Here is a 24,651-nt window from a genome sequence, read left to right as displayed (position 1 = left end):
GCACTCGATGATCTCGTATGCTTCGCCACGAAAGTCGCACAGGCTTGACTGAACGGGGAGGACAAGTTCACATGCGATGGAAGATCCCTGCCGGCGTCACGTTGGCGCTGGCCCTGCTGATTCCGGCGGCACCAGCGGTGGCTCAAACCGGAACGCCGAGGGTGGAAACGGCATCGTGCCCGACGGTCGTCGTTTACACGGATGTCCGCCAGCTTGTCACCATCGACCTTGACACGGCGTCCGACCGGGCTGTGCGGGTGTTGGCCGGTCAGATTTTGACCGCGGCGAATGCGAATTCGCTGACCACGTTGCCGGGTGCTATTCAGACGCAGCTGGGCGCTACGCCGGATGAGCTGCGTACGTTCCTGAAGACGAAGGTGCTGACGGTCTGGTCGATGGATCTGCGGGTTGCGGTGGGCCGGACGCTGACCAATGCCGGTGCCCACGTGCAGGCGGCCGCGCAGCAGGTCCTCGGCACCGCGACCATCGACGCCTATCTGGCCTACCTGAACGACGGTCTGTACATCGCGCGCGCGTCGGACTCCGGGCCGGTCATGGTGTACACGGATGTCCGCCAGCTTGTCACCATCGACCTTGACACGGCGTCCGATCGGGCTGTGCGGGTGTTGGCGGGTCAGATTTTGACCGCGGCGAATGCGAATTCGCTGACCACGTTGCCGGGCGCTATTCAGACGCAGCTGGGCGCTACGCCGGATGAGCTGCGTACGTTCCTGAAGACGAAGGTGCTGACGGTCTGGTCGATGGATCTGCGGGTTGCGGTGGGCCGGACGCTGACCAATGCCGGTGCCCACGTGCAGGCGGCCGCGCAGCAGGTCCTCGGCACCGCGACCATCGACGCCTATCTGGCCTACCTGAACCACGGCCTGTACATCGCCCGCGCGTCCGACTGCGCGATCTGATCAACGGCACGCCGCCCAAGGTCGACTGCTCCTGATCCGGGTGTGGTCGACCCTGGGTGATTCCTACTCCCAGCGCTGGAACGCCCCGCCGTTGCATTCCAGGGCGTAGACCTTTCCGTCGGTGTTGCTGTCCAGGCACTTGCCCGTCGCTACGTTGATCCACTGCTGGCCGATGTGCTGCCAGTGCTGAAAGTTGCCGGCGTTGCAATTAAGCGTGTAGACGCGGCCCTCGGTGTTGCTGTCGAGGCAGAGCTGGGTCGCGTAGTCGCGTAGTCGCGGCGACGACACGTCCGCGCTTGTCCACACCTGGAAATTCCCGCTATTGCAGCCCGAGGTGTAGACCTGCCCGCTGGTGTTGCTGTCCAAGCATCGTTGAGTGGCTACGTCACGCCACCGGTGATTTGTTGCAGCCTGTGCCGGGCCACTCAGTCCGAACACGGTGACACCGGCCGCGGTGACAACGGTGGCTGCGACGCTGACGGCAGACTTTGCTTTGCTCACGTACGTGTTCTCCTCTGGTATGGCCCTGACGGTGGCCCGGCCAAGATTGATTCTTCGGGTACGAGGCTCGCCGGGGGGCGAAATTTCGGACGATTCCCCATCCCGTGGCGACGCTGTCACCGGTACGGGTTCGATTTCCGCTCGGCCGGCCGCGCCTGCAGGCGCGGCGCGGGTGACCATCGCGTCGGCGAAAGAACATTGGTCGCCAGATGACCCCGGGGCCGCGGAGATTTGCGCCGCCGCGATGTGGCAGTGGTCGCGGCACCGATGCCGACGTTGCTTCATGATGCTTCGGTGAGCAACCTGGCTGTCCGGCCCCTGACCATCCGAGCCCGGCGTCCCGAGGACGTCGACCAATGTGTGGAAGTGTTGCGTGCGGTACGCCTGGCCAACGGCTATCCGATGAAGTGGCCGTCGGATCCCCGGGCGTGGCTGGAACACCCGCAGCTCGACCAGGCGTGGGTCGCTGAGAGCTCACCGGGTGTCATCGTCGGGCACGTCGCCGTACAGAGCGGCCGGGAGGTCACCCGGTTGTTTGTCGCGCCGGCGGCCCGGCGCCTGCGGGTCGGCAGTGCTCTGCTGGACCACGTGACCGTGTGGGCGGGCGGCCGGCTGATCCTGAACGTCATCGACAAGCGGAATTCGCCTGCGGTCGCGTTCTATGAGGGCACGGGCTGGCGGTACACGCACACGACGACCGCTGACTGGACCGGACCGCGCGGGGAAGCGGTGCGAATGCGGCACTACGTCCGATAGAGCGACCGCAGGGCGTTGATTTCGGGTCTGTCCGCCGAGTCTTTCTGCGGCATAATCCGGCCGATGCGGGGGAGAATGAAGTGGATCGGGCTCGGCGCGACAGTCGTGGTGCTGGGCCTCGTGGCGGCGGGCAGGGGACGGTACGAGCAGCACGTCCACCGTCAGCCGGACTGGCAGATCCACCACACGGCGGTGCCCGACGCGGCGAAGAAGGTCGACGACGTGCTCGCGCAGTTCGGGCGTGACCATCTCTACAAGGCCGGCGACTACCTGCATTCGGCGGGCCAGCACCCCGACGTGCAGATTCTCTCGGTCACCGGGCAGACCCACTGGCAGACCGGGGTGACCCTGGTGCTGAAGGTGACGGGTCACGGCGTGGCTCGCGGCTTCGATCACGTGGTGATCCAGCAGCGCGACGTACCGATCTGCTTCCGCCTGCGGATGGGCCCGAAGGAGGACAGCCGCGACGACGACATCAACTGCCCGGCGGGAGCGCCGCTGCCGGTTCCCGGAGACCCGTCCCTGCAGGGCGTCGACGAGCGCCTCCGGAGCGTGCTGAACCCGGTCGGCCCGAACGAGGCCGCCGTCCGAGCCGCGGTGGCCGGACTGAAACTCGACCCGGCCATCCACCAGGATTTCACCGCTCAGGACGGCGCCGTCGGGGTTGCGCTGCGCGCCGGCCAGTACGACTGCGTCGTCGCCCGCGTCACTGCCCCGGGGAACGTGACGCTCTGGCGGCCGTCGCACACCCAGCTGGCCCCGGGGGAGTTGGGCTGCTCGGCCGGGCTGGCATTGAGCGGCGAGTTCAACACCTCCCCCCACTGATCGGTTTCCGCGTTCGCCGGACGACATCGAAGGCCTCCGCAATGCGCCGGGCCGTCATGGGCCATAGGCGCGGGCGTGGAGGCCGTACAGCCTGTCTCGAGGAGACCACTGGCTGGAGGCTAGCGGTGAGGACCATGCCGGTGACCGCGCTTCGTCCGGAATGGGAACGGCTGCGGCTGGCAAGCTGCTGGCCGAGGGGTACGCCGTGTATGCGGTGGCCCGGCGGACAGACCGAATGCAAGGGACGGTGATCAGGCCCTATTGTGACGGCCAGACCGAGCAGGGCGACGACGAACGAGGCAGCCGCCTGAGCGTAGAACGCGGCGGTGACTTTGGGCGCTGCGGAGATGTCCATGGCGCTCATGCTCGGACCGCGGGGGAGGAACCGCCTGAGTGCCGGTACTCATCCCCGGGCGGGGCGGCGGGCGGCCAGGTCGGCCAGCCAGTCGCGGCTGGCGGTGGCTATGCGCGGTGGTACGCCCAGTTCGTCGAGCAGGTCGGCGGCGGCCGCCATCTCCTCGCGGCGCCGGACCGCGTGCGTTTCCGAGCCGGTGACGAGACGGTCGAGCGTGGCCGCGTTGCTGTTCTCCAGCTCGTCGCGGATGTTGCCGGCCAGCCACTCCTCGAGCCCGGCTGCCCGCGCCGCCTCGAGTGCCTCGACCACCGCCGCCGCGAGTCCCTTGTAGTAGACGCTCCGCAGCAGCTTTCGGGTCGCGGCCTGACCCACCGGGCCGTCGATAACCTGCACCTGAGCGCCGTACTGCCGCAGCAGGCCGGCCGCTGCCGGTGCGGCCGGGCCACTCACCGTCAGCGGCGTGCGCAGGCCCGTCGGCGGCACCGGTGCCATCACCGCCACGTCGACCACCTGGACGGCGTCGGCCGCGACTCGCGCCAGCTCCTGCTTGAGCCCGGGCGCGGAGGTGTTGAAGTCGGCCCAGATCGCCTGGCCGTCGAGGGCCGGCAGCGACTGCTCGAGCGCGTCCAGCGCGTCGTGCGCGCTATTCACGCTGATCACGAGGGCGGCGCCGGCACACGCGTCGGCGTCGCTCGTCGCCGCCCGCACGCCGGCGGGCGGGGCGACCAGGGGGTCGAAGCCGCGGACCGTGGCGCCGGCCGCGGCCAGGTCGGCCGAGATCCGGCTCCCGGCCTCGCCGAGACCGAGCACGGCGATGACCGGGCTGACTGCTGAGCTCATGAGGGCACTCCGAAGTAGTCCGTCGACCGCAGAGCCTCGATGACGCTGGCGATGTGCTCGCGCATCGCGGTTTCGGCCGCCTTGGGGTCGCGGTCGCGGATCGCCGCGATGATCCGCTCGTGCTGGGGGAGTGACGTCGCCGGGCGGCCGGGCAGCAGCGACACCATGAACTGGTGCCGCACCAGCTGGCCGCGCAGCGTCTCGACGATGCGGTCGGCCGTGCCGTGTCCGGCGATCTGCCGGATCAGCCCGTGCAGACGCTGGTTGAGGTCGCTGTAGCGCCGGAATTCGCCCGCCTCGACCGCCCGCCGCATCAGCACGCCGATCTCGTCCAGTTCGGTCGCCTGGCCGGCGGTGACCTGCTCGGCCGCGCGGGCCGCGACCAGCCCTTCGACCACCATGCGCACCTCGGTGATCTCGACCGCCTCGGCCAGCGACACCTTGCGTACGTGGGCGCCCCGGTTGCGCTGCACCTCGACCAGGCCTTCGGTGGCGAGCTCCTGGATCGCCGCCCGCACGTTGAACCGGCTGGCCTGGAACCGCTCGATCAGCTGGGCCTCGATCAGCCGCTCGCCCGGGGTGTATTCGCCCTTGAGGATCGCCTCGCGCAGCGCCTGACGCAGCGGCGGTGACGGCGGTGCTGCGCCGGCGCGGGTTCTGCGCTCGCGCGCGCCGCCGGGCGCCTGTCGTCGGTCCTGGTCGCGCTCAGCCGGCATGTGTTTTCGCGTTCCTGTAGTTGTCGATGGTTCCGACAGTCTTCCGGTCGGACCCGGTCCGCGTCGATCATCCGTCCGTCGGGCGGGGACCGGCCACGTGGCGGGCAGATTCCGGGCCCAGGCCGGGCTACCCGGTGACCCAACGAAGCAAACCACGGCGGGTCGCGCCGGTCGGCGACGGCCCGGCCGGCAGCCGTACGGTGAAGGTCGCGCCCGCCCCGGGCCGGCTCTCGGCCGTGATCGTCCCACCGTGGCCGGTGACCACCTCGCGCAGCAGCGCGAGGCCGATCCCGAAGCGCCGCTCGCCCGCCCCGGCGCCCCGGTGGAAGCGGTCGAACAGCCGGGTGCCGTCGGCCGGGTCGAAGCCCTCCCCGGTGTCCGCCACCGCGAGCGTGACCTGGCCGGCTGACTGATGCAGGGCCACCGTGATGCGCCCGCCGGCCGGGGTGTGCGCGAGCGCGTTGGTGAGCAGTTCGGCGACCACGCGGCGCAGCGCCGATTCGATGCCGGTGACCGGCAGCGGCTCGCCGGGGCCGTCGACCACCAGTTTGACGTCCTGTTCGGCGGCCCGGTCGGCCTCGGTCGCGACGGTGGCCTCGACCAGGGTGGTCAGGTCGACCGACTGGTGTTCCGGCCCGGACGGGTCGGCGGCGAGGCGGGCCGAGAGCAGCAGTTCGTCGACGATCTCGCCGAGCCGGCGGGTGCTGCCCATGAGGCGTTCGAGGTCACCCTGGTCGGTCGGGGCGGCCGCGCGGGCCCGCCGGGCGAGCAGCTGGGCCCGGGTGTGCACCTGGGCGAGCGGCGTGCGCAGCTCGTGGCTGGCGTCGGCGACGAACCGGCGTTGCCGTTCGAGGGCCTCGGCGAGCGGGGCGACCGCCCGATGCCCGACGATCACCCCGGTGAGGCCGGCCGCGAGCAGGCCGATCAGCGCGGCGATCCCGAAGGCCATCAGCAGGTGCCGCCGGTCGGCGACCTGGTAGCGGGCGTCGAACACGACCTGCACGACGGTGTCTCCGCGCGCCTGGGTGAGCACGTGGTAGGTGGTGCCGTTGGCGGTGAAGGCGGTGGTCGAGGCGGGCCCGCCCGCGGCCACCCGGTCCATGGCCGGTCGCATCGGGAAGCCGGGCGGCGGGGTGACGGGCCCGGTGTCGAGCCGGGAGCCGGTCAGCCGGAAGAGCCAGTTGCAGCCGACCGGGCCGGCCACCGTCCCGTGTTCGGCACCCCAGGACAGCTCCTGGCCGATCTGCCGGTCCTGGCTGCGGACCAGGCTCGCGTACGCGACCACGCCGACCACGCCGAGCAGCGCGCCGACGGCGAGCCCGACGAACAGCCCCATCCGCAGGCGGGCGCGGCGGACGATGCCCCGCTCGGTGCAGTCCAGGGTCATAGCGTTCCCAGCCGGTAGCCGAGGCCGTGCACGGTGCGGATCACGGTCCGGCCCAGTTTGCGGCGCAGGTAGTAGACGTACGTGTCGACGATGGACGCGGCCGCCGCCTCGTCGAAGACCCGGCGGCGCAGCTGGGACCGCGAGTGCACGGCGGCCGGGCGGCCGGCCAGCGTCCGGATCAGCTCGAATTCGCGGGCCGACAGCGCGACTCGGGTGCCGTCGGCCCGCACGACCTCGCGTACGGTCAGGTCGAGCAGCCCGGCCCCGATCCGCAGTACGTCGGTCGATTCGCCGTTGCGACGGCAGAGCGCCCGCAGGCGGGCGCTCAGCTCGTCGAGGTCGAACGGTTTGATCAGGTAGTCGTCGGCGCCCGCGTCGAGTCCGGCGATCCGGTCGTCGACGGTGCCGAGGGCGGTCAGCATGAGCGCCCGGGCCGGCACCGCGCGCGATCTGAGCTTGGCCAGCACGTCGAGGCCGTCCAGTGCCGGGAGCAGCCGGTCGATGACCATCACGTCGTACGGCCGGGTGAGTCCGAGGTGCAGGCCGCGCTGGCCGTCGGTGGCCCGGTCGACGACGTATCCCTCGTCGGCCAGCGTCTCGGTCAGCATCTCGGACAGGTCGAGGTCATCCTCGATCAACAGCAGCCGGTTCGATCTTCCGCCTCGCATCCATCGACAATGGCATATATAAGAGGTTTTTGCCTAGGGAACATTTGCTGATGCAACAATCTTCGAGTCAAGCCCGGCCGGGCGCGGCGCGCGCCGCTCCAGCCAGGCCAGCAGCGGCGACGTCATGATCGTGGTGACCAGCGCGACCAGCACCAGCACCGTGAACAGGGCCGAATTGACGATGCCGGCATCCAGGCCGACGTTCAGCGCGATCAGCTGCATCAGGCCGCGGGCGTTCATCAGCGCGCCGACCCGCAGCGCGACCTCGTTCGACTCGCCGCGCAGCCGGGCCGCGCCCCAGCAGGCGCCGAACTTGCCGGCGATCGCCAGCACCACGCACGCCAGCGCGAACGCCAGCACCTTGGGGTCACCGAACAGCCCGAACTCGGTCCGCAGGCCGGAGTAGGTGAAGAACAGCGGCACGAACACGGTCGACGCGATCGGGGTGAGCGTGTCGACGACCCGGTCGGCCCGCTCGCCGCGCGGCATGATCACGCCGAGAATGAACGCCCCGAAGACCGCGTAGAGGCCGATCTCATCGGTGTACCAGGCCATCAGGAACAGCAGTGCGACCGTGCCGAGCAGGCGTCCCTGGTCGCCGATGCCCTCGCTTTCGAACAGCGCCCTGGTCACCCGGCGGCCGGCGAACCACACGACCAGGGCCAGCACCAGGACACCGCCCAGCGCGAGTACCGCCGGCCGGGCCCGGCCGGAGGCGAACGACAGCACGACCGCCAGGAGCAGCCACGCGGCGCCGTCGTCGACCGCACCGGCGGCCAGCGACAGCGATCCGTGCCGGGTGCCGGCGAGGCCGCGCTCGGTGATGATCCGGGCCAGCATCGGGAACGCGGTGATGGCCAGCGCGACACCCACGAAGGCCGCCGAGACGCCGAGCGAAACCCCCGGCTTCCGCATCGGCACCGCGTGGTCGGTGAGCAGCACGAGCAGCGCGCCGAGCACCAACGGGACGGTGACCCCGGCCGCGGAGATCGTTCCCGCGGTCGCGGCCAGCCGGCCCTGCCGGTGACTCATGAAGGCGTAGCCGGCCTGGAACATGTAGAGCACCAGCCCGATCTGGCCGACCACGTAGAGCACGGGCAGCAGCGCGGGTGGGAAGACGGCGTGCGACACCCCGGGCAGGAGCAGGCCGAACAACGAGGGGCCGAGCAGCACGCCGGCCAGCATCTCGCTGACCACCGGCGGCTGGCCGACCTTGGCCAGCAACCAGGAGACCACACGGCAGAAGGCGAGGATCACCGCGACCGCGATGAAGAACCTCGGTGCGAGTTCGGTCGGGGTCATCGCGGAGCCTCCTCGAAATAGGTCGCGCACAGCCGCTGCCGCCGGGCGTCGACCACCATGTAGGACCCGAGCACGAGCTGTTTGACGCTGCGCCCGGCGTCGCCCCAGCGGTCGGCCAGGCGCATCCCGGCCAGGCGGGCCGGTCCCGGGCGCCCAGTGCCGGGCGGTGCGAGGTACGCCGGTCCGCGGCTCGGCAACGACCGGGTGTGTGCTGCGCCGGAGGCCAGGGCGAACCGGCGCAGCACCTCGCGGGTGACCGCGCGCAGCATCACCGGTGCCGAGCCCCGGGCCGGGCAGGCCCGGTTGGCCGTCACCCCGAACGGGATGAAATGCGCCTGCGACGGCTTCAGGCGCAGCCAGCGGCCGGGGTCGAACCGGTCGTCGGCGGCCGGTCCGGTGCGCTGGAACGCCAGGTAGTTGAAGAGCAGCACCGACCCGGCCGGCAACGTGACCTCGTCGTCGACCACGATCGGCGCCGACGTGATGCGGTGCGCGACGCCGAACAGCGGGTGCACCCGTAGCGTCTCGTCGATGACCCGGTCGATCGCGTCGTCCTCGTCGGGCAGGCTCCGCTGCACGTCCGGATGCTGCGCGATCGCCAGCAGCACGTGGGCCATCGCCTCGGACATCTGCACGACCGCGGTGTTGAAGAATGCGCCCTGCAGGTACCAGGCGGTCTCCTGCAGGGTGAACTCCGGCGGCAGCGTGACCGGGCAGGTACCCTGCTCCAGCCGGGTGATCAGATAGTCGGTGAGCAGCGAGCGGCGCTGCATGTGGCGCAGACCGGTGCCCTTCAACGCGGTCACGACGTCGTCCGCGTTGCCGACGATCAGGTTGCGCACCTCCGGCGGGCAACGGTCGCCGAAGACGAGCTCGTAGTAGACCTCGGCCCAGATCGGCATCATCAGGTCGCGCAGGCGCACCTTGCTGATCCGGTCGCGCGGCAGCGTGCCGAGCACGCGCCGGGCCGCGCCGGTGGCCAGCCGTTCCGACTCGGCGTGCGGCACGGCCAGAACCTTGCGGGTCACCCGCGCCACCGAGCGGTAGCGCTCGCCCGGTTCCAGGTGCTCCTGATGCATCTGCGGGCCCGGGGCCAGCCAATACCAGAACAGGTCGGAGAGCCCGGCGCCGCGACTGCGCCCGTCGGCCGCGGGGTCCGCGTAGACCCGCTCGAAGTGCTCGGCGCCGACCAGCGGCCCGGGCACCGGGATGCCCTCGGTGCCGTTCACCCGGACGAAGATCTGCTCGCGCAGCCGGATCACGAGCGGCGGCAACCAGTGCGGAATGCTCCAGGCCGCGCCGAGGACGGCGAGAGTCGCAAGGACAGTCGCGATGACCGTCATGCGATCAGATCCGCGGTCAGATCGGCCGGTCGCTTCGCTCCGGCCAGGGCGAGCGCATGGTCCAGGTCGCTGCGCAGGTGCGCCAGCAGTTCCCGTACGCCCGGGGGCCCGCCCGCCGCGAGAGCCCAGATCACCGGTCGTCCGATCCCGACCGCGGTGGCGCCCAGCGCCAGCGCGACCAGGATGTCGGTCCCGCGCCGCACACCGCCGTCCATCAGCACCGGGATCCGGCCCTCGACGGCGGCCACGATCGGCCCGAGCGCGTCCAGGGTGGCGATCGCGCCGTCCAGCTGGCGGCCGCCGTGGTTGGACACCAGGATCGCGTCGGCCCGGCCGGCCGCGATCCGGGCGTCGGCCGGGTGCAGCACGCCCTTGACGACGATGGGCAGGTCGGTGAGCCCGCGCAGCCGGTCCACGACCGACCAGGTCAGCGTCGGATCCATCGCGATGTCGCGCCGCCGGCCCGCCGCGTCCCGCATGTTCTCGCAGGCCAGGCCGGGTGGCAGGTCGGTGAAGCCGTTGCGGAGGTCGCGCTCGCGGCGCCCGAACACCGGCGAGTCGGCGGTCACGACCAGGGCCCGGCAGCCGGCCTTCGCGGCCCGCTCGACCAGGTGCCTCTCGAACCCGGCGTCCGGCTGCGGGTAGAGCTGGAACCACAGCGGGGCGCCGGTCGCCGCGATCTGCTCGATCGGCTGGGTCGCGGCCATGCTGACCACCATCACGACGCCCTCGGCGGCCGCCGCCCCGGCCGTGCCCACCTCGCCCGACGGGTGCGCGAGCAGGTGGAACGCGGTCGGGGAGAGCAGCAGCGGCATCGACAGGCCGGTGCCGAGCAGGGTCGTGCGCAGGTCGCGCCGGCCGACTCCGCGGAGCACGCGGGGAACAATGCGCCGTCCTGCGAACGCGTCCTCGTTCCCGCGTACGGTCCGCTCCTCGCCGGCGCCGCCGGCGAAGAAATCCCAATGAGCCGGATCGAGGTTGGTTTTCGCCCTGGCCGCCGGCTCGGTCAGCGTGCGCACCTCACGCCCCGGCCAGCGCGCGGCCCACGAAGGCGGCCAGGGGAGCGACGTGCACGTCGGGCCGGTTCCACCGGTTCTCGAGGTTCTCGGCCAGGTGGTGGGTGGCCCGCACGGTGCCGCCCCGGAAGTGCCGGATCACCGGATGCAGGTACGCCGCGTCGTGGGCCTGCCCGGCCGAGTCCTGCGCGACCCGCTTCACCGTGATGTCGAACGGATCCACCTTGTCGTGGTCCGGGCCGTACTCGAGGGTGATCGCGAAGGCGTCGTCGTAGCCGCCGAGGCCGCCCTCGGCGAAGTAGTCCAGCGGCACCTCCTCGTGGTAGGCGGCCGTCCCGTTGTGGACGGTCACCACGTCGGCGAGGAAGCCGAACTGCTGCCAGAGGGCGGAGGTGCGGTTGACCCGTTCGACGATCGCCTCGGTGATCTCCGGCGTCTCCCGGGCCGGCCACGGCGTGCCGTTGTCGCGCTGCTCGAGGATCTTGTGGAGCGCGCGGGCGCCGTACCGGAAACCGTGAATGAAACCGCTTGTCGACTTCTTGAAGTCGCGGACCTGCGTGATCGTGCCGGCGAAGTACATGCCGGGCACGTTCACCGACTCCCAGGCCGACGTCTGGGCCGGGAAGCGGTCCTTGATGGTCAGCTCGGGTCGGCAGCTCTCGTCGAAGATGCCGGCGTCGAAGGCGAAGCCGGTGCAGAGCAGCACCCGGTCGTAGCGCAGTTCCTTGACCACCTCGTCGGCCCGGGAGAACGCGAACATCACCTTGAGGTGGTCGCCGTCCCGCTCGATCGACCGGACGTGGCCGTCCAGCACCGCGTTGCCGGCCTTCAGCTCGTAGGTGTCGAGGAAGTTGTTGTTCACCGCGCGCAGGTGGCCGACGAAGTGCGTCCGCCAGGCCAGGTGCACCGAGCTGGGGCCGGCCACGTGCAGCACCGACGTCGTCTCGATCAGGTTGTCGGCGGTCTCGAAGGCCGAGTTGGCCTTGCCGAGCACCAGCACCCGCTGGTCGGTGAAGTCCTGCGGGTCGACCGACATGGTGTCGTAGCCCTCGGCCAGCTCGAGGCCCTCGATGTCGGGCCGGTAGGTGCGGCTGACCCCGGTCGCCACGACCAGCCGCCTCGCCCGCCAGGTCTCGTCGGCCGACCGGACGACGAATTCGTCGCCCTCCTTGGAGACCCGCGTGACGTCCGTCCCGTACCGGACCCGGACGCCGGTCTTGGCCGCGAAATCGGCCAGGTAGTCGACGAACGCCTCGGCCGGCGGGAAGTACCGCACGCTGTAGTTCCTGAACAGCAGCGACGGGTCGTCGGTGAGCAGCGAGTTCCAGTCCATCCGCATGCTGAGCTCGGGGTCGTCGGTCCCGGTGTGCACCTTGTTCAGCGAGATCAGCGTGCGATGCCGTGGATAGCGGGTGAAGAACGTGCCCGGCGCGTCACCCCGCTCGAGCACCAGATAGTCGCGCTTGCCCTGGCCTTTGTTCGCTTGGTCCTCGAGCAGGGCGGCCAGCTGGAGGCCGGCCGGGCCGGCTCCGATGATCAGGTAATCGAGAGTCACCGGGCCGACGCTAGGAGTGCTATTTCAGAGAAATTTCAAGAAACGGCCTCTTTGCCGAGCTCGTGACCCTATCTCAGAACTCTCTGAGAACGCCCGGCTACGGTCCGCCCATGGATCTCTGGCCGCAGCCGCTCCTCGCTCTGCTCGAAGCCCGCGGGTCCGCGCCGATCTTCGAGCAGGGCGATCGCGTGGTCTCGGGAGACGAGATGATGTCCCTGATCCGGCGGATCGCCTCCGGGCTGCGGGCCGCCGGGGTCCGGCCGGGCGACGGCGTGGTGATGAGTCTGGGCGTCGCCCCGGAGACCTTCGCGGCGATCGCCGCGGCGTTCGCGGCCGGCGCGCGGGTGGCCGGGGTACGCGCGGACCAGTTGCCTCACGTCATGTCGACCTCGGGTGGCCTGCTGATCGACGACTCCCGTCTGCCGTCGCTGCTGTCGAGTCCCGACGAACCTCTCGTCGTCTCCGGCCGTCCGGGCGACATCGCCCGGATCGTCTACACCAGCGGCAGCACCGGCCTGCCGAAAGGCTGCTGCCAGACGTACGCCGCAATCAGTGCGCGAGAGCAGGCCGTCCCGTCCCGCTGGTCGCCGGGAACCCGCTCGTTCGCGGCGCGGATGAGCCGGTTCCTGGTCTTCGGGTCACTGTCGGCCCAGGTGATGTTCGAGTACTCCGTGCTGGCCATCGCCTCCGGCGGCGTGCTGGTGGCGGCCGAGCCGCCGATCTACCCGGAGGCGGTGGCCAAGCTCCGGGCCACCGCGGGAGTGATCACGGTCGGGCGGCTCCACCAGCTGGTGAAGGCGCAGCGGGCCGAACCGGCCGACCTGACGTCGCTGCAGGGCTTGATGGTGAGCGGCTCACCGATCGAGCCGGCCCGCCTGGCGGACGCGCTCGATGTGCTCGGCCCCGTCCTGTACAACGGGTATGGCCAGACCGAGGCCGGGCTCATCGCGATGATCACACCTGACGAACTGCTGAACTCGCCCTCCCTCCTGTCCTCGGTCGGAAAGCCACCGCCGGGTGTCGAGGTCGATGTACGTGGCGGTGAGCTCTACGTCCGCACGCCGTGGCAGTCCACGTTCTACTGGGACGACCCGGCCGAGACGGCCGAAGTCTTCGTGGACGGCTGGGTGCGCACGCGCGACCTTGCCTCGGTCGGCCCGGACGGCTACCTGCGACTGCAGGGCCGGGCCCGGGACGTCATCATCGTGCAGGCCGAACTGGTCTACGCCGGCCCCATCGAACGTGCGCTGGCCTCCTCCCCGACGGTCGCCGAGGCGTACGTGGTCGGCCGCCCCGACGAGGACACCGGCGAAGCGGTCCACGCGTTCGTGGTGGCCGCGCCCGCCAGGACGCCCTCCCTTGCGGATCTGCGGGCGTCGGTCGAAGCCCGCTTGGGACCCAAAGCCGTGCCTGCCACCATCACCCTCATCGACGCCGTACCGGTCGCGCCGAGCGGCAAACCCGACAAGAACGCCCTGCAGGTGCCGTGACGCCCGGTGAGCGCCGACAGCTGCTGAACAGCCTCGTAAAGCAGGGCCCGCGCCTCGGCCGGGGCAATGCCGAGGCGACGGGCGGCCTGCTGGGGAGTCCGCCTGCGGAAGAAGGTCTCCACAAGGATCTCCCGGTGCGCCGCCGGCAGGCCGCGAATGATCGTCTCGATCGGCGGCCCGTCAGCGTCACGGTGGGTGCGGGGGGCAATATGTGTGGTAGACACGAAAAGGACTCTGGCCTGCGCAGCCACCAAATTCCAGTGCGCAGCTGCGTCACGGACAGTGAGTACTGATGCCGCTCCACAGTGCGACGATTGCCCGCCTCACTCGTCGCGGCATGATTCGCTCCCGCCCGTCGCAAGGCGCTCACCCAAGCCCCGACACCTATCCCTGATCGCGCGGAGATCTCCGAGCCGAGGCCGGGGTCTGAACCGCGCCGCCATGCCGCAGGTGGCGGCCCCCGAGCGGCGCGGACAGCCGCACCGGCGCCGCGATGAAGCCGGGCGCAGCATCGGAGCAGGAGCCGAGCGACGCAAAAACCTGAACGGTGACGTCGGTCGGGGTTTCGGTGACGACGGTCCCTCTCAGCCGGGGGCAGCCCACCGCCGGGACCTCGATGAACAGGCCGGCGGGCGCGGTCTGAGCGAGGTGCCACGGCAGGCTGACCAGGCCGCGCGTCTGCGCGGCGCTCAGGGCCGGAAGGGCGGCGATCGACGAAACGGCGATCGGGGTCCCCATGTCATCGTGTTCGCAGCCGGCGGCGAGGGCCAGGGCCACGGCCACGGCCGCGGCGGCGCGGGGGAGAGACATGCTGCTTGGACGAGGCACTGCGGAGCCTGGTTCCTGGTGCCGGGGTGGCGCCCACGATGGCAGGATGGCGGGAACGATTCCTCCGGGAGGTCCGCGTGCCGAATGAGACCAATCTGACGGCCCGATTCCATGCCGCGCGTGATGTCCGGCTCGCCGAGGAGCCGATGCCGAAGATCCGGGACGGCGAGAGCCTCGTGCAGATCACGGCGGTCGGGCTGTGCGGCTCCGACCTGCACTGGTACGACGAGGGTGGCATCGGGGACGCCCGCATCACGAGCCCGCTGGTCGGCGGCCACGAGATGGCCGGCGTCGTGCGGGGCGGCGAGCTGGACGGCGTACGCGTCGCGGTCGACCCGGCGATCCCGTGCCACCACTGCGATCTCTGCGTCGCCGGTCACCCCAACCTCTGCCGCAACATGGTTTTCGCCGGGCACGGGACCTGCGACGGCGGTTTCCAGCGCTACCTGGCCTGGCCGACCGGCCGCCTGCATCCGCTGCCCGACGCCCTGAGCGACGCCGACGGCGCGATGCTGGAGCCCCTCGGGGTGGCCGTTCACGCGGTCGACCTGGGCCATGTGCGGCTCGGCGCGAGTGTGGCCGTGCTGGGGTGCGGGCCGATCGGGCTGCTGATGATCCAGGTGGCGCGGGCGGCCGGGGCGGCCCGGGTGCTGGCCGCCGATCCGTTGCCGCACCGGCGGCAGGTGGCGCTCGAGCGGGGGGCCGACGCGGTGCTCGACCCGTCGGAGCCGCGCTACTACGAGCGGCTGGCCGACTTCACCGACGGGCTGGGGGCGGACGTCGCGTTCGAGATCGCCGGGACCGACCCGGCGATCGACGCCGCGGTCGAGGTGGTGCGGCCGGGCGGGCGGGTCGTTCTGGCCGGCATCCCGAGCGCCGAGGTCTCGTCGTTCCCGGCCAGTGCGGCCCGGCGGAAGGGTCTGACCTTCAGCCTGGTCCGGCGGATGAAGGAGGTCTATCCCCGGGCGACCGCTCTGGTGACGGGCGGGCTGGTGGACGTACGAAATCTGGTCTCGCACCGCTTCCCGTTGGCCGACGTCTCGACGGCGTTCGAGACCGCCGTGGCTCGTCAGGGCCTCAAAGTTGTTTTAAACCCGTAATCCCGACATTTCTGGATGAAGCGACACATGTGAATCCAGACCACACGGAGGTACTTGCGCCACCACAATGAATCCGTGACTGCCCTGGCCCGCCGCACCGAGAGCCGGCCGCGACGCGTGCCTCCGGAGGGCTGCCCCATCCCGGTCGGCGGCGTGGAGGTCGTGCCCGGTGGCCTGGCCCGCTCGGCGGCCGACCGGCTCGCGGCGCTGACCGCCCGCGGCGCCGGCGCGGCGAGCGCGATGATCCATCTGGCCGACGGCCCGCACATGCGGCTGATCGGTGGTTACGCCCTCCCGCTCGGATTCCTCCCGATGCAGCAGGTCCCGATGCCGCTGTCCATGGCGGGTCTTGTCGTGCACAGTCGCTTTCCGGTGGTGATCTCCGATCTGTTGGCCGACAGCCGGGTTCCTCCCGAGGCGCCGGCCCGGTCGGTCGGCGTCCGCGCCTATGCGGGCTTCCCGGTCCGTGACCCGCTCGGCGAGGTGGTGGGCGTCTGCGCGGTGATGGACTACGTCCCGCGGGACTGGTCGTCGATGCAGCTCGCGGCGGCCGACGACGGTGCGCAGGCGTGTACGGCATTCGTGGCCGAGCGACGGGCCCGCGACGCCGAACGCGAGCAACGCCACTTCCTCGACACCCTGCTCAACAGCCTCGACACCGGCGTCGCCGCGTGCGACCCGGCCGGTCGGCTCGTGATCGTCAACCGTTCGCTGGCCGACCGGCTCGGGCCGGGCGGCGCCGCGGGGAGCCTGGAGGAATGGGCGGCCCGGGTGCCGGTCACCGACCCGGCCGGCCGGCCGGTCGCCTCCACCCAGCTGCCGTTGATGCACGCGCTGCAGGGCGAGCAGGTCCGCGGGGCCGAGCAGGCGCTTCGTCTTCCGGACGGCGGGTCGAGGCGGCTGCGGGTCAACGCCCACCCGATCACCGACGAGCAGGGCCGCCGGCTGGGTGCGGTGTCGGTCTTCCACGACGTCACCGAGGCCCGCCGGGCCGACGACCTGCAGCGGGCGCTGGGCCGGGCCAAGGACGAGTACCTCAACCTGGTCGGTCACGAGCTGCGTACGCCGCTGACCGTGATCGCCTCCTACCTCGACCTGCTGGCCGACGGCGACCCGGACAGCCCGCTCGCCGACAGCATGGCGATGGTCGACGCCGCCCGGCGCGGCAGCGACCGCCTCCGCCGCCTCGTCGAGGCGCTGCTCGACCTCTCGGCCCTGGACAGTGGCCGCGCCCGGCTGCACCTCGCCGACGTCGACCTGACCCACCTGGTCACCGACGCCGTGCGCCGCGTCGCCGACCGGGCCGCCGCCAAGCACGTCACCGTCGTCGAGCGCCTGCCCGACATGGTGCCCATGCACGCCGACCCGGACCGCATCGCCCAGCTGCTCGACGCCCTGCTCGACAACGCGCTCACCTACCCGCCGGCGGGCGGGACGGTGACGGTCACGCTGGGTGTCACGGGCAGCGAGGCCTGCATCGAGGTCGCCGACGACGGTCCGGGCATCCCCGACACCGAGCAGCCGCTGGTCTTCGAGCGGTTCTTCCGCGGCGCGATCGCCACCGAACGGGCCATCCCCGGTGCCGGTCTCGGTCTGGCCGCCGTCCGGCTGATCGCCGAACGCCACGGCGGTACGGCCGTCGTCGTCCTTCAGAGCGGCCGGAGCGGCGCGTCCTTCCACGTAACGCTGCCCTGTTAGCCGCCGATGTGGCGCAGGACGGCCAGGACCCGGCGGTTGTCGGTGTCCGAGGGCGGCAGGCGAAGCTTCGCGAAGATGCTCGCCACGTGTTTTTCCACGACGCCGGGCGTGATCACCAGAGCCGCCGCGATCCCGCCGTTGGATCGGCCCTCGGCCATCAGCGACAGCACCTCGCGCTCCCGGGGGGTCAGCGAGGCCACCCCGGTCGTCTCCCGACCGGCCCGCATCAGGTGGCCGACCACCTCCGGATCGAGTGCGGTGCCGCCGGAGGCCACCCGGGTCAGGGCGTCCACGAAGTCGGCGACGTCGGCGACCCGGTCCTTGAGCAGATATCCGACGCCGGTCGGCCGGTCGGCCAGCAGACGGGTCGCGTAGCGGGTCTCCACGTACTGCGAGAAGACCAGCACGCCGACGCCGGGATGGTCGCGCCGGATGTCGATCGCGGCGCGCAGCCCCTCGTCGGTGTGCGTGGGCGGCATCCGGATGTCGACGATCGCGACGTCCGGTGCGTCGGTGTCGACCGCGGACCGCAGTGCGTCCGCGTCGGCCACCGCGGCGGACACCTCGAAGCCGCGGTCGGTGAGCAGCCGGACCAGCCCTTCGCGCATCATCGCGGCGTCCTCCGCGATCACCACCCGCATGCCGTCGCCTCCGTTCACACGTGTGTCGGCAGTTCGATCTCGACCCGGGTCGGACCGCCGGCCGGGCTGTGCACGCGCATCCGGCCGTCCACGACGGCGATGCGGCGGGCCAGGCCGGACAGGCCGGGGCCGTCCGGGTCCGCGCCGCCGACGCCGTCGTCCTCGACCGCAACCGTCACCATCGGACCGGACCGGGCGACGCCGAGCCCGATGCGGGTCGCACGGCTGTGTTTGGCCGCGTTCGCCAGCAGCTCGGAGGCGCAGAAGTACGCGATGGTCTCGATCGCGGGCGCCGGCCGGCCGGGCAGCTCGACGTGCACCGCGACCGGGATGGCGCTGCTCGTCGCGAGCGTCGCCAGCGCGTCGCCGAGGCCGCTGTCGAGGACCGGCGGGTGGATGCCGCGCACGAGGTCGCGCAAGTCGGCGAGGGCGTCCTTGGCGCCGCGGTGGGCGAGCGCGACCAGCTCCCGGGCCTGCGCGAGGTCGGGCGGCGGGCCGTCGGCACCGAGCTTCTCGGTCGCCATGCCGAGGTTCATCGCCAGCGTGGCCAGCCGGATCTGCGCGCCGTCGTGCAGGTCGCGCTCGAGCCGGCGCATCATCGCGGCCGCGTCGTCGATCGCGCGGGCCCGGCTGACCTGCAGTTCGCGGACGCGCTCGGCGAGCCGGCGCGGACCGAGCAGCCGGCGCATCGCGGCCACGTCGAGGGTGGTGCCGGCCCGCATCAGCCACGGCGCGACCAGCAGCATGGCGAGGCCGGCCGCGGCGATGAGGAACGTTCCGGGGAATGTCCGCGTGGCGATGGTGCCGAACGGGGTCAGCGCACGCACCGGCCCCAGGACCGTGCCGGGCGGATGGTTGCGGAACAGCGGCCACCACACCGGGTAGCTGAGGTTGACCACGCCGAACACGTAGCAGAACGCGCCGTAGCCCTCGGGAATGGCGATGGGCACCTTGAGCAGGGCGTACCCGATGGCGCCCCAGGAGCGCCGAGGCAGGGGTGCGTCGACCTGTTCGTCGAGCAGCCGCAACGCCAGTGCGCGCTGCACCGCCCCCAGCGCGCGCCCGAGCGGCGCGGCCAGCACGACCAGGAGCACGACGGTGAGCGGGAACAGCACCAGGAACAACGGTGCGACCGTGGGCGCCGGCTGCCGGGACATCGCTCCGGTCGCCCAGAGGATGAGGGCGCCGGCGGCCGGCACGATCGCCGGTGCGGCCAGGACCGCGACCGCGCTGACCACGCCGGCGAGGCAGAACACCGCCCGGCGCAGGGCCAGCGTGGTGAACGGGGCGCGCAGCGCGGTCATCGGCCCATTCTCGCCGGTCACACGTCGCGGTGGCGTAGCAGTACGCCGCCGAGAAGAACCGCCGCCGCCGCGTACCCGCACATCAGCAGCGCGCTGACCCAGCCGGCGAACAGCCCGGGGATGGGTGAGGTGACCGCGATCGAGTTGAGCAGCATCAGCAGCGGGACGAAGCGGCCGACCCCGATGCCGTTCTCCCCGAACAGGCCGGCCACGATCATCGGGACGAACATCAGCCCGAACAGCGTGCCGATCGCCGCTCCCGAGTGCCGCAGGATCGCTCCGATGCCGACCCCGATCAGCGCGGTCGCGCCCAGATAGACCGCGGTCAGCAGGACGGCGCGCAGGACCGCCGGGTCGCCGGGGGAGGCGGCCGGGATGGCGGTGCCGCGGATCGCCAGCTGCCCGCCCAGATAGCCGGCGAAGCTCGCGACCAGGCCGGCGGTGAGAGCCGCGCCGCCGCACACGGTGGCCTTCGCGGCCAGGACGGTCCGGCGCCGCGGTACTGCGGCGAACGTCGAGCGGATCATCCCGGTGCCGTATTCGCCGGTCACCGTCAGGACGCCGAGCGCACCCAGCAGCAACTGGGCCAGGATGGCGCCGCTGAGGCTGTTGTCGAGGATCTGGGCGGCGGTGGCGACCGGGGTGTGCGAGCGGTAGCCGAGCCCCACCCCGACCCCGGAGGCGACCATCGAGAGCACCGCCGCGATCGCCAGCCACCACGTCGAGCGCACGCTGCCCAGCTTGATCCGTTCCATCCGGGCCGCGTGCCGGAATCCGTACCGGTTCATGACGCTCCCACTCCGCGATAGTCGGTGGCCTGCGCGGTCAGCCGGAAGAACGCGTCCTCCAGGCTCTCGGCGCCGGAGGCGAGTTCGGCGACCGTCGTCTCGGCCAGCAGGCGGCCGCGGCCGATGACGATCAGCCGGTCGGCGGTCAGCGCCATCTCGGCGATCAGGTGGCTGGACACGAACACCGTCCGGCCTTCGGCGGCGAGCCCGCGCAGCAGGTCGCGGATCCAGCGGATCCCTTCCGGGTCCAGCCCGTTGACCGGCTCGTCGAGCAGCAGGACGGCCGGGTCGCCGAGCAGGGCCACGGCGACGCCGAGCCGCTGGCGCATGCCGAGCGAGTACGTGCCGGCCCGCCGGCCCGCCGCCTCGGACAGGCCAACCGTGCGCAGCACCTGCTCGACCCGGGAACCGGCGATGTCGTTGCTCGCGGCCAGCGCGGACAGGTGCGCCCGGGCGCTGCGGCCGGGATGGAACGCCCCGGCGTCGAGGAGCGCGCCGACGGTCCGCAACGGCCGGTCCAGGTCGCGGTAGCGGACGCCCCCGACCAGGGCCTGGCCGTGGTCCGGGGCGTCCAGGCCGAGGATCATCCGCATCGTCGTCGACTTGCCGGATCCGTTCGGGCCGAGGAAGCCGGTCACCGCTCCCGGCTGGACCTCCACGCTCAGCCCGTCGACGGCCACCCGGTCGCCGTAGCGTTTGGTCAGCTCACGTAGTTCGATCACGCGTTTGACGCTAGGCAGCGCCGCCGGCGCCCGGAAGCCGGAAAGCATCCACCTTTCCCTGGGGGTTTTCCGCCCCCTGGGAGATCAGCGGAGGGAGTCCCAGAACGAGCACTGGTGTTCCGCGGCGAACGAGGCGTCACTGATCAGGCGGCTCCGGCCACCCGCCCGGAGCGAATAGAACCCGTGGGACGGCCAGCCCGGCGTACCGAACGAAGCGAAACCGGCCCACTCGGCCTTCATCTGGAGGGCCAGCCGCCGTTCGGCGGCGTTGAACGTCGGCGCGATCGGGGTGCCGTTGTCGAAGCTCGGGAACAGATAGGCCAGCTCTGCGGCGTGCCCGGCGCCCCAGACGTAGCCGGGGATCGGCGTCAGGCCGGGGCCGGTGCGGTGGTCGAACTCGTAGGCGTAGACCCGCGTCCAGCGGTCCAGGGAGTGGGTCAGGCGGCGGTCGGGACAGCCGCCGATGCCGGCCACCGCGCCCGAGTCGGTCATGATCGCGCCGACCAGGTAGGCCGCGGTGAACCGGTCGGCCTTCGCCGGCCACGGATAGTGCGCCAGCACGGCCGGCGCCGACGCGCCGAACGACGACGTGACGTAGTCGGTGTAGGCCGACCGGGACTGGCCGATGAAGCCCTGCGCGAAGGTCCGGCCCTCGTCCCGGTTCGAGCCGATCACGATCGGCACCCGCGCGAAGCGGCCGGACGCCACCGCGACGGCCGGGTCCACCGGCAGCGTCGGCGTGCCCCGGACCAAACCGATGGACGGTTGCGGTGCGTCGATCAACGCGCTCGCGGGCGTACGCCGTAGACAGGCCACATCCGCACAACCGACCGCCGACTCGAGGGCCGCGCCCGAAGCCTCGGCCTGCGCCTGGCTCACCGTCGTGCACGAGCCGCTCTGCATCATGGCCTGCGCGAACAGCCCGCGCGACCCGGGCGCGACCAGATGCCCGCACACCGACCAGCCGCCGGCCGACTCGCCACCGACCGTGACCCGCCGGGGGTCCCCGCCGAACGCGGCGACGTTGCGCTGGACCCACCTCAGCGCGGCCTGCTGGTCCTGGAAGCCGTAGTTGCCGCTCTCGCCGCCCTCCGCGGTCAGGCCGGGTAGCCCGAGGAAGCCGAGCACCCCGAGGCGGTAGTTGAAGCTGATGCCGATGATGCCGGTCTGCCGGACGATCGCGGCCATGTCGGCCTGGTTGGAGCTGCCGTTGACCAGGCCGCCGCCATGGACGAAGACGTAGACCGGCCGGTGATCGCCGGCGCGGACTCCCGTGGGGCGCTGCACGTTGACGAACAGGCAGTCCTCGGCTTCGGTGCGGGCGCCGTTGCTGCTGGCCGCGGCCGCGCACCGGTTGCCGTAGGCGGTCGCCGGGGCCACGCCGGGCCAGGGCGCGGCCGGCTGGGGCGGCCGCCAGCGCAGGTTGCCGACCGGCGGTGCGGCGTAACGGATGCCGAGGAAGCTGTCGACACCCTGGTCGCGTACGCCCTGAACCGCACCCTTGTCGGTGTGCGCGACCAAGTTCGATGAATGGGAGGCGGTGCCGCCGGGAAAGACCAGCACAGCGGCCAAAGCCAACGACGCAAGTCTATGCATTCCTTTACCTGACGCCTGCCGACGCCGTGCTGTCAAGAACTGAGCTGCACCCGAAGGACAACCGGTGGCGGCTGGAATCGGTCCCGGAACAGCCGATGTTCATGACCTCGCTCCGATGAAAGTGGGGAACCGGTGGAACCACGGGCAGAGGAAGCGCGCCTCGTCGCACTGCGCAGCTACGGGCTGCTCGACGCGGCCCGGCCGGCGGTGCTGGACGATCTGTCCCGGCTCGCCGCGTCGGTGTTCGACACGCCGATGTCGGCGGTCACCCTGGTCGACACGGACCGGCAGTGGTTCGCCGGCAGGACCGGCCTGGCCAACGACCAGGACCCGCGGGACATCTCCTTCTGCGCGGCCGTGGTCGAGCAGGGCACGCCGCTGGTCGTGCCGGACGCCCGCGCGCATCCGGTGTTCCGCGACTACGCCAACGTGACCGGCCGGCCGCACATCCGCCTGTACGCCGGCGCCCCGTTGATCGACCAGGACGGCCACCTGCTCGGCGCGGTCTGCGTCCTCGACGACGCGCCCGGCCCGATCAGCGACCGCCAGGTCGACGTGCTCGTGCAGCTGGCCGGGCAGGCGGCCGGGCACCTGGCCGGCCTGCGCTCCCGCCTGCTGCTGGCCGACCTGGGCGACGAGCTGTCCCGCGCGGTCAGCCGCGAGGAGGATCTGATCGCGGCGGTCTCGCACGAGCTGCGTACGCCGGTGACCAGCATCCAGGGCTACCTCGAACTGCTGACCGAACAGGAGGATCTCGCACCGTACCGGCGGTACATCGACCCGATCCGGCGCAACGGCGAACGTCTCGTGAAGATGGTGGACCACCTGCTGGCCGGCACCCGGCCGTCCGAGAGCCTGACCATCGACAGCACCCCGATCGACCTGGTGACGGTGGCCGAGGCGGCGATCGGCGCCAGCCAGGGCCACCAGGCCCACCGGGACATCCGCTGCGTGCTCGAGGTCACCGGCCGCCCGGCCCCGGTCCGGGGCGACTTCACCCGCCTCACCCAGGCGGTCGGGCAGCTGCTGCGCAACGCGATCGGGTTCTCGCCGGCCGGCCGGCCGGTGCGGGTGGCGGTCTCGTTCACCGGGCGGGCCCCCTCGCTGCAGGTGATCGACGAGGGTGCGGGCATCCCGGCCGACGAGCTGCCGCACGTGACCGAGCGCTTCTACCGGGGGCGGCACGCCCGCAGCGAGGCGATGGCCGGCGTCGGGCTGGGCCTGAGCATCGCCCAGACGATCGTCTCGGCCCACGGCGGCTCGCTGTCGATCACCTCGCCCGGCCCGGGCCTCGGCACGACGGCCCGGATGTCGCTGCGGCCCGACTTCTGAACACCGGCCCGCGGCCCCCGAAGGGCGGTTCCGCCATGCCGTCCTCCGCGACCGGTCGGCGGCGTCAGTCGACCAGGGTCTGCGTTCCTAGCACCACGGCCAGGGCGAGCCGCTCCGCGTCCCCGGTGCCCGGCTCCGCCGTGTATACCGTGATGCGCAGGTCATCGAGGGCGACCACCAGGGTGTCGCAGTCGAGGGTGATGCGGCCGACCGCCGGATGGTCCACGATCTTCCGCTTGGCGGTGTCGGACGGCGGGGGTGCCGCGTCGGACTCCCACAGCGCCGCGAACCGCGGGCTCATCTCGCCCAGCGAGGCCACCAGCCGGCGCAGGGCCCGGTCGGCCGGGTAGCGCGACGCGGTCAGCCGCAGGTCGGCGACCAGCCGGGCCTCGTGGTCCGCCTGCTCCGACGGCGTGTGCACGACCCGGGAGCGCGGCCCGAGCAGGTTGCGCCAGACCGCGTTCCGCTCGATGCCCTGCCACACCGTCGTGTCGCCCATCAGCGCGTCGTAGGGCGCATTGGCGAGCACGAGCGTCCACGTCGCGTCGTAGACGACGACCGGCGTGTGCGACAGGCGGTCGAGCAGCCGCTGGATGCTGGGCGTGACGTGCGACGGGACGACGTCGAGGCCGGGCGCCGCGTGGCCGGCCAGGCGGTAGAGCAGGTCACGTTCCGCCGCCGGCAGGCGCAGCGCCCGGGCCAGCGCCTCGACCACCTGCACCGAGGGGGTGGTCGCCCGGCCCTGCTCGAGCCGCGTGAGGTAGTCGGCCGAGATTCCGGCCAGGCCGGCCAGCTCTTCGCGGCGCAGCCCGGTCGCCCGCCGGCGCCGGCCGACCGGCACACCGACGTCCGACGGCGCGACGCGGTCGCGCCAGCGTTTGACCGTACGCCCGAACTCCCACGACTCCACCCGACCAGTCTCCGGGTCCGCACCCCGGTTGTCCTGGCCCTGCTGTTCCTACGACAAC

The 24,651-nt window shown here is 71.8% G+C and carries 23 protein-coding genes; 7 read left to right on the top strand and 16 right to left on the bottom strand.

The window, feature by feature from the left end; genetic code table 11:
• The first annotated feature begins 71 nt into the window (after positions 1-71).
• A complete protein-coding gene (locus ACIA5C_RS10180) occupies positions 72-920 on the top strand; it encodes a cell wall anchor protein (protein WP_396052986.1) in 849 nt (282 codons plus the stop codon).
• 63 nt (positions 921-983) lie between these two features.
• Here the strand turns inward: ACIA5C_RS10180 and ACIA5C_RS10175 are convergent, their stop codons facing one another.
• Complete coding sequence (locus tag ACIA5C_RS10175; protein WP_396053106.1) at positions 984-1,601, bottom strand: RICIN domain-containing protein; 618 nt, start codon at positions 1,599-1,601, stop codon at positions 984-986.
• A 114-nt stretch (positions 1,602-1,715) separates the two neighbouring features.
• Between ACIA5C_RS10175 and ACIA5C_RS10170 the strand changes: the two genes are divergently transcribed.
• Positions 1,716-2,177, top strand: coding sequence for a GNAT family N-acetyltransferase (locus ACIA5C_RS10170; protein WP_396052985.1), 462 nt, complete (start codon positions 1,716-1,718; stop codon positions 2,175-2,177).
• 63 nt (positions 2,178-2,240) lie between these two features.
• Entirely contained in the window at positions 2,241-3,002 is a 762-nt protein-coding gene (locus ACIA5C_RS10165; RefSeq protein ID WP_396052984.1) for a hypothetical protein, read from the top strand.
• Positions 3,003-3,405: 403 nt separating this feature from the next.
• Here the strand turns inward: ACIA5C_RS10165 and ACIA5C_RS10160 are convergent, their stop codons facing one another.
• The 8 genes from ACIA5C_RS10160 to ACIA5C_RS10125 all read right to left on the bottom strand — a co-directional run bounded on the left by ACIA5C_RS10160 (position 3,406) and on the right by ACIA5C_RS10125 (position 12,184).
• Positions 3,406-4,197 (bottom strand): DUF1932 domain-containing protein, encoded by a 792-nt coding sequence (locus ACIA5C_RS10160; RefSeq protein WP_396052983.1) that lies wholly within the window; start codon positions 4,195-4,197, stop codon positions 3,406-3,408.
• Complete coding sequence (locus tag ACIA5C_RS10155) at positions 4,194-4,913, bottom strand: GntR family transcriptional regulator (protein WP_396052982.1); 720 nt, start codon at positions 4,911-4,913, stop codon at positions 4,194-4,196. Before ACIA5C_RS10155 ends, ACIA5C_RS10160 begins: the two co-directional genes overlap by 4 nt.
• Before the next feature lie 127 nt (positions 4,914-5,040).
• Positions 5,041-6,300: a sensor histidine kinase gene (locus tag ACIA5C_RS10150; protein WP_396052981.1), complete on the bottom strand. Its 1,260-nt coding sequence runs from the start codon at positions 6,298-6,300 to the stop codon at positions 5,041-5,043.
• Positions 6,297-6,968 carry a response regulator transcription factor gene (locus ACIA5C_RS10145; RefSeq protein ID WP_396052980.1) on the bottom strand — a complete coding sequence of 224 codons (672 nt, stop codon included), beginning with the start codon at positions 6,966-6,968 and terminating at the stop codon, positions 6,297-6,299. Before ACIA5C_RS10145 ends, ACIA5C_RS10150 begins: the two co-directional genes overlap by 4 nt.
• A 33-nt stretch (positions 6,969-7,001) precedes the next feature.
• Positions 7,002-8,270, bottom strand: a complete 1,269-nt coding sequence (locus tag ACIA5C_RS10140) for a cation:proton antiporter (RefSeq protein WP_396052979.1) — start codon at positions 8,268-8,270, stop codon at positions 7,002-7,004.
• Positions 8,267-9,613: a cytochrome P450 gene (locus tag ACIA5C_RS10135; RefSeq protein WP_396052978.1), complete on the bottom strand. Its 1,347-nt coding sequence runs from the start codon at positions 9,611-9,613 to the stop codon at positions 8,267-8,269. Before ACIA5C_RS10135 ends, ACIA5C_RS10140 begins: the two co-directional genes overlap by 4 nt.
• Positions 9,610-10,632, bottom strand: a complete 1,023-nt coding sequence (locus tag ACIA5C_RS10130; protein WP_396052977.1) for an alpha-hydroxy acid oxidase — start codon at positions 10,630-10,632, stop codon at positions 9,610-9,612. The genes ACIA5C_RS10135 and ACIA5C_RS10130 overlap by 4 nt, the downstream gene beginning before the upstream one ends.
• 1 nt (position 10,633) lies before the next feature.
• Entirely contained in the window at positions 10,634-12,184 is a 1,551-nt protein-coding gene (locus ACIA5C_RS10125) for an NAD(P)-binding domain-containing protein (protein ID WP_396052976.1), read from the bottom strand.
• Positions 12,185-12,294: 110 nt separating this feature from the next.
• Here ACIA5C_RS10125 and ACIA5C_RS10120 point away from each other — a divergent pair, with 110 nt between their 5' ends.
• Positions 12,295-13,674: a class I adenylate-forming enzyme family protein gene (locus tag ACIA5C_RS10120; RefSeq protein ID WP_396052975.1), complete on the top strand. Its 1,380-nt coding sequence runs from the start codon at positions 12,295-12,297 to the stop codon at positions 13,672-13,674.
• A 384-nt stretch (positions 13,675-14,058) separates the two neighbouring features.
• On the opposite strand, the gene ACIA5C_RS10115 is transcribed toward ACIA5C_RS10120, so the two are convergent.
• Positions 14,059-14,457, bottom strand: coding sequence for a hypothetical protein (locus ACIA5C_RS10115; protein ID WP_396052974.1), 399 nt, complete (start codon positions 14,455-14,457; stop codon positions 14,059-14,061).
• A gap of 122 nt (positions 14,458-14,579) precedes the next feature.
• Between ACIA5C_RS10115 and ACIA5C_RS10110 the strand changes: the two genes are divergently transcribed.
• Complete coding sequence (locus tag ACIA5C_RS10110) at positions 14,580-15,602, top strand: zinc-binding dehydrogenase (protein WP_396052973.1); 1,023 nt, start codon at positions 14,580-14,582, stop codon at positions 15,600-15,602.
• Positions 15,603-15,677: 75 nt separating this feature from the next.
• Positions 15,678-17,300, top strand: coding sequence for an ATP-binding protein (locus ACIA5C_RS10105; protein ID WP_396052972.1), 1,623 nt, complete (start codon positions 15,678-15,680; stop codon positions 17,298-17,300).
• On the opposite strand, the gene ACIA5C_RS10100 is transcribed toward ACIA5C_RS10105, so the two are convergent.
• The 5 genes from ACIA5C_RS10100 to ACIA5C_RS10080 all read right to left on the bottom strand — a co-directional run bounded on the left by ACIA5C_RS10100 (position 17,297) and on the right by ACIA5C_RS10080 (position 22,333).
• On the bottom strand, positions 17,297-17,941 hold the full coding sequence (locus ACIA5C_RS10100) for a response regulator (RefSeq protein WP_396052971.1): 645 nt from the start codon (positions 17,939-17,941) through the stop codon (positions 17,297-17,299). The genes ACIA5C_RS10105 and ACIA5C_RS10100 overlap by 4 nt on opposite strands.
• Positions 17,942-17,955: 14 nt before the next feature.
• Entirely contained in the window at positions 17,956-19,245 is a 1,290-nt protein-coding gene (locus ACIA5C_RS10095; RefSeq protein WP_396052970.1) for a histidine kinase, read from the bottom strand.
• Between the two features lie 17 nt (positions 19,246-19,262).
• Positions 19,263-20,033: an ABC transporter permease gene (locus ACIA5C_RS10090; RefSeq protein WP_396052969.1), complete on the bottom strand. Its 771-nt coding sequence runs from the start codon at positions 20,031-20,033 to the stop codon at positions 19,263-19,265.
• Positions 20,030-20,755 (bottom strand): ABC transporter ATP-binding protein, encoded by a 726-nt coding sequence (locus ACIA5C_RS10085; protein WP_396052968.1) that lies wholly within the window; start codon positions 20,753-20,755, stop codon positions 20,030-20,032. Before ACIA5C_RS10085 ends, ACIA5C_RS10090 begins: the two co-directional genes overlap by 4 nt.
• 84 nt (positions 20,756-20,839) lie before the next feature.
• On the bottom strand, positions 20,840-22,333 hold the full coding sequence (locus ACIA5C_RS10080; RefSeq protein WP_396052967.1) for a carboxylesterase/lipase family protein: 1,494 nt from the start codon (positions 22,331-22,333) through the stop codon (positions 20,840-20,842).
• A 150-nt stretch (positions 22,334-22,483) separates the two neighbouring features.
• Here ACIA5C_RS10080 and ACIA5C_RS10075 point away from each other — a divergent pair, with 150 nt between their 5' ends.
• Complete coding sequence (locus ACIA5C_RS10075) at positions 22,484-23,683, top strand: sensor histidine kinase (RefSeq protein ID WP_396052966.1); 1,200 nt, start codon at positions 22,484-22,486, stop codon at positions 23,681-23,683.
• Positions 23,684-23,747: 64 nt separating this feature from the next.
• Here ACIA5C_RS10075 and ACIA5C_RS10070 read toward each other — a convergent pair whose 3' ends face one another.
• A complete protein-coding gene (locus tag ACIA5C_RS10070) occupies positions 23,748-24,593 on the bottom strand; it encodes a helix-turn-helix transcriptional regulator (protein ID WP_396052965.1) in 846 nt (281 codons plus the stop codon).
• Positions 24,594-24,651: the final 58 nt, after the last annotated feature.

It is taken from the genome of Actinoplanes sp. NPDC051343 (genome assembly GCF_044455125.1).
Classification (GTDB): Bacteria; Actinomycetota; Actinomycetes; order Mycobacteriales; family Micromonosporaceae; genus Actinoplanes.
Note: the sequence above shows the minus strand (reverse complement) of the source record. Positions and strands in the feature narration are given on the sequence as shown.

Excerpts from the sequence above, each read along its gene's own strand:
- ACIA5C_RS10145 (WP_396052980.1), bottom strand. The coding sequence starts at position 6,968 with ATGCGAGGCGGAAGATCGAACCGGCTGCTGTTGATCGAGGATGACCTC.
- ACIA5C_RS10150 (WP_396052981.1), bottom strand. The coding sequence starts at position 6,300 with ATGACCCTGGACTGCACCGAGCGGGGCATCGTCCGCCGCGCCCGCCTG.
- ACIA5C_RS10180 (WP_396052986.1), top strand. The coding sequence starts at position 72 with ATGCGATGGAAGATCCCTGCCGGCGTCACGTTGGCGCTGGCCCTGCTG.
- ACIA5C_RS10090 (WP_396052969.1), bottom strand. The coding sequence starts at position 20,033 with ATGAACCGGTACGGATTCCGGCACGCGGCCCGGATGGAACGGATCAAG.
- ACIA5C_RS10100 (WP_396052971.1), bottom strand. The coding sequence starts at position 17,941 with ATGCGGGTGGTGATCGCGGAGGACGCCGCGATGATGCGCGAAGGGCTG.
- ACIA5C_RS10175 (WP_396053106.1), bottom strand. The coding sequence starts at position 1,601 with ATGGTCACCCGCGCCGCGCCTGCAGGCGCGGCCGGCCGAGCGGAAATC.
- ACIA5C_RS10135 (WP_396052978.1), bottom strand. The coding sequence starts at position 9,613 with ATGACGGTCATCGCGACTGTCCTTGCGACTCTCGCCGTCCTCGGCGCG.
- ACIA5C_RS10160 (WP_396052983.1), bottom strand. The coding sequence starts at position 4,197 with ATGAGCTCAGCAGTCAGCCCGGTCATCGCCGTGCTCGGTCTCGGCGAG.
- ACIA5C_RS10120 (WP_396052975.1), top strand. The coding sequence starts at position 12,295 with ATGGATCTCTGGCCGCAGCCGCTCCTCGCTCTGCTCGAAGCCCGCGGG.
- ACIA5C_RS10165 (WP_396052984.1), top strand. The coding sequence starts at position 2,241 with ATGCGGGGGAGAATGAAGTGGATCGGGCTCGGCGCGACAGTCGTGGTG.
- ACIA5C_RS10140 (WP_396052979.1), bottom strand. The coding sequence starts at position 8,270 with ATGACCCCGACCGAACTCGCACCGAGGTTCTTCATCGCGGTCGCGGTG.
- ACIA5C_RS10155 (WP_396052982.1), bottom strand. The coding sequence starts at position 4,913 with ATGCCGGCTGAGCGCGACCAGGACCGACGACAGGCGCCCGGCGGCGCG.
- ACIA5C_RS10095 (WP_396052970.1), bottom strand. The coding sequence starts at position 19,245 with ATGACCGCGCTGCGCGCCCCGTTCACCACGCTGGCCCTGCGCCGGGCG.